The sequence below is a fragment of the Psychroserpens damuponensis genome (genome assembly GCF_000826655.1).
Taxonomy (GTDB): Bacteria; Bacteroidota; Bacteroidia; order Flavobacteriales; family Flavobacteriaceae; genus Psychroserpens; species Psychroserpens damuponensis.
Map to the genome: position 1 here is coordinate 1 of NZ_JXJO01000072.1, position 3,371 is coordinate 3,371.

Genomic DNA, 3,371 nt, shown 5'->3' on the forward strand with positions numbered 1-3,371 from the left:
GCATTTCAATATCTAAAAAGACAACATCAGGCTTGCTAGCTTTTATCAAGTCTACTCCAGATGCTAAATCTTGCGCCTCTTCAATGCTTGTTACACTTAAACAATGCTCGGTTAGTAATTTGGATAGTAAATGTCTGGCGCGTTTTTCGTCGTCTATAATTATCGCTTTCATATTTTAATGTATTGGCATGGTGATGACCACTTTTGTTCCTGCAGCAACGCCGTTTTCGTCATACAAATCGTTGGTAATTATGGTTATATCACGTTTTAATTTATTTTTATAAAGATGTACACGCTCTTCATTGGCTTTTGTTGCAAAAGGTTTGTGCTGTTGGTTGGGTCGTTTTAATGTTTCTGATTGTGCACGACCAATGCCGTTGTCTTCAACCGTAATTTGCAATTTATTATGCTGAATTATTTTCGCTTTAACATACAATTTTCGGTCGTTTAATTTATGTAACAATCCGTGTTTTAAAGCATTTTCAACATAGGGCTGAATGAACAATGACGGTACTTTAATCTGTTTTGTTTTTAACTGATTATCAATAGTAATCTTGTATTCCAATTCATCTTCAAAACGGACTTTTTCTAATTCTAAATAGAGTTTTAAAGCGTTTAATTCTTCTTCTAAAGTAATTTCGTTTTGCTGACTGTAATCTAAATACTTGCGAATTAATCGGCTAAACTTCACTAAATACGAACTCGCCAATTCCTTTTCATTTGAAACAATATAATCTTGAATAGAATTTAAAGCATTGAAAATGAAATGCGGATTCATTTGCGATCTCAGATTTTCTAACCTTAAATTCGTTATTTTTTTATCGATTAAAATTTTATCAATTTCAATAATTTGTTTTGCTTCTTTTTGTTTTAAACGCCATTTAAAATACAACCAGATTAAACCAAAGATCACAAGTAAAATAATTGCATAAAACCACCATGTTTCCCAAAAGGGTTTGGTAATTACAAAGATCATTGGAGTCGCAAAAACAGCCTTTTCTGCACTTACATTTTTTGCTTTTAATTCTACGTTATAAGTTCCGCTTGCCAAACTATTAAAATTAATCACATTTGTATTTAGTGGTATGTTTTGCCAAGCAGTATCTAATTGCTGTACGCGATATTGATATTTAACGTTCTTATTGGTTTGAAAACCATTAGAATTAAACTCCAAGGCAATTTTATTTAAGTCGTAAGGTAATTTGTAGTTGCTTAAAACTAAGGTATCACTGTCGTTAATTTTTACAGCCTCTACCTTAACCATGGCAGTTTTAAATGCTTTGAACAACGCAGCCGATTTTGGCAACGCATAAAATGCTTTAGGTAAGGTTACGATAATTTGATCTTGAAGTATTAAAAAATTACCAATCGCTATGTTTAAGCCATCTTGGGCACTTAGCGATTTAAGCTGTTGTGTTTTGGTGTGATATTGAAATAACCCAGAATCAGTTGAAATCCAAAGTACTAAACGATCGGTGTGAATTGCGTTTATTTGAATATTTTCAGGAAATTTAATTCCTGAAGGTTTTAGCGTATTGTTGTCGTATCTTAATAATCCGTTGTGTTGGGTTGCAATCCAAACAGTTCCGTTAGTTTTTGTTAGAGTATTAACTAGCAAACTATTAGATTTATAAATAATTTCTTCTGAAGTAAATGTTTGCGTATTGTATTTGTAAAGTCCATCGATATAGGATACAAACAAGTGATTATTAGCAACCACCGAAGCTTTTACGCGACTTTCTTTTAGAATTTGTTTTTCAGGATGATTAAACGGGTTTTTATATACAATACCTTGACGATAATTGCCATAAAACATAGTGTTATCATTAATTTTAGAAAATGTTTTAGCTACTGAAAATTGATTACTTGCGTCTGTAATGTTATTAGTTTTTAAATTAACTACAAACGATTCTGAAGAATTAATACTAACAATTAACTGTTCTGTTTTTCTATCAAAGAAAAGTTTTCCGATGATTTTTTTCCCTGGTAATTGTAGTGTTTTTATAAGCTGATTTTGATTGTAAAACAGCAATGTTCCATCATTTGTCCCTAAAACAAATTGATTCTTTTGTAACGCAACAGAAGCTGTAATTTTAGACTCTATATTTGATAAATCAACACGACGGATATTTATGTTTGGTGCTACAAACACACCGTTATCTAAAGTTGCAAACCAATAATTATTATTAAAATCTACTTGAACATCGGTAATAGATTCTGTGCTAAACATTTGCTCTTTAAACGTAAAACCTTTATTTTCATAATCATAAATAAATACACCAGAGCTGGTTAAAAACCAATAGTTGTTTTCAATATTTAAAACATTATAAATAGTTTCGTTTTTTAATCTTGCAGGCGTTATTACTTTTTTTGAAGTGTTTTTTGTTTTATCTATTACGTACATAACATTTCCATAAGCACTCTCATGCGTAAAAAAAGCAGCATTTTTAAATGCAAAAATTCTTGGTGATTGTATTTGATTACTACTTGCAATTTCTAATACGTTGGTTCTCGTATTATTTTGAAACTTGTATAATCTATGACGATTTACATTGCCTTCTGAATTGATTATAAATGTATAATTACTGCTGTTATCTTTAGCATTTGTAATACACATACCTTTAAACACTTCAATAACTTGTTTTGTGGTTTTATTAATATCAAAAATACCTTTAACAGTAAATAAACGTATGCTGTTTTCTAATATTTCATACTGAGCCAATTGTCCATTCACTAATTTACTGGCATCATAAAATAGCTTTAAACTATCGTTTTCAACATAAAATAGTTGTCCGAAAATGTTGTTGCACCAAAGTCGGTTTTTAGCATCAAATTTTAATTGAAAAAGAGAATTTCCTTTTTGTTTAGGGTGACTGAAATATTTGTAGTTTCTTCCGTTATAGCGGTATAATCCTTTATTTGCAGCCAGCCATATGTAGTTTTGGTTATCTTCTGCAATATCATAAAACTCAATATCGGGAAGACTAGAAGCCGTAGACATATGCTCAACCACAGGGTTTTGAGAGTAAACTGCTGTAAAACTGTACAACAGAAAAAATAAAATATGTTTGAAATTATTGAACATAACTAAGTAAAAACAAACATAATATTTAATTTTCTAAACTAAATTTGATTCTTCTGTAATTGCCTATTTTTTTTCTGAACAAATAAAAAGATCCACATTTCTGTGAGCGTTTCACCTTCCTCTTATGTCATGAATAAATTAAGAACAGCTAACTAACCAATAAAATTAAGAGATAAAGAGTAGCGAGATAATTATCCATTACTAGATTTTACTACGTTCATAATAGGCATTATAAAGTCTAATAAAATGTTAATCTAAAAAAGCACAGCTCACAACAATGTGTATA

The 3,371-nt window shown here is 30.2% G+C and carries 2 protein-coding genes; both read right to left on the reverse strand.

Annotation, left to right across the window (positions count from 1 at the left end; translation table 11 throughout):
- Positions 1–172: response regulator (locus tag TD29_RS17430; RefSeq protein WP_040282815.1), on the reverse strand; the 172-nt coding region annotated here is incomplete at its 3' end.
- Positions 173–175: 3 nt separating this feature from the next.
- Positions 176–3,085 carry a sensor histidine kinase gene (locus TD29_RS17435; RefSeq protein ID WP_040282817.1) on the reverse strand — a complete coding sequence of 970 codons (2,910 nt, stop codon included), beginning with the start codon at positions 3,083–3,085 and terminating at the stop codon, positions 176–178.
- Positions 3,086–3,371 lie beyond the last annotated feature (286 nt).

What these genes read in the sequence shown, in the direction of transcription:
- TD29_RS17435 (WP_040282817.1), bottom strand. Translation starts at nt 3,085, where the DNA reads ATGTTCAATAATTTCAAACATATTTTATTTTTTCTGTTGTACAGTTTT.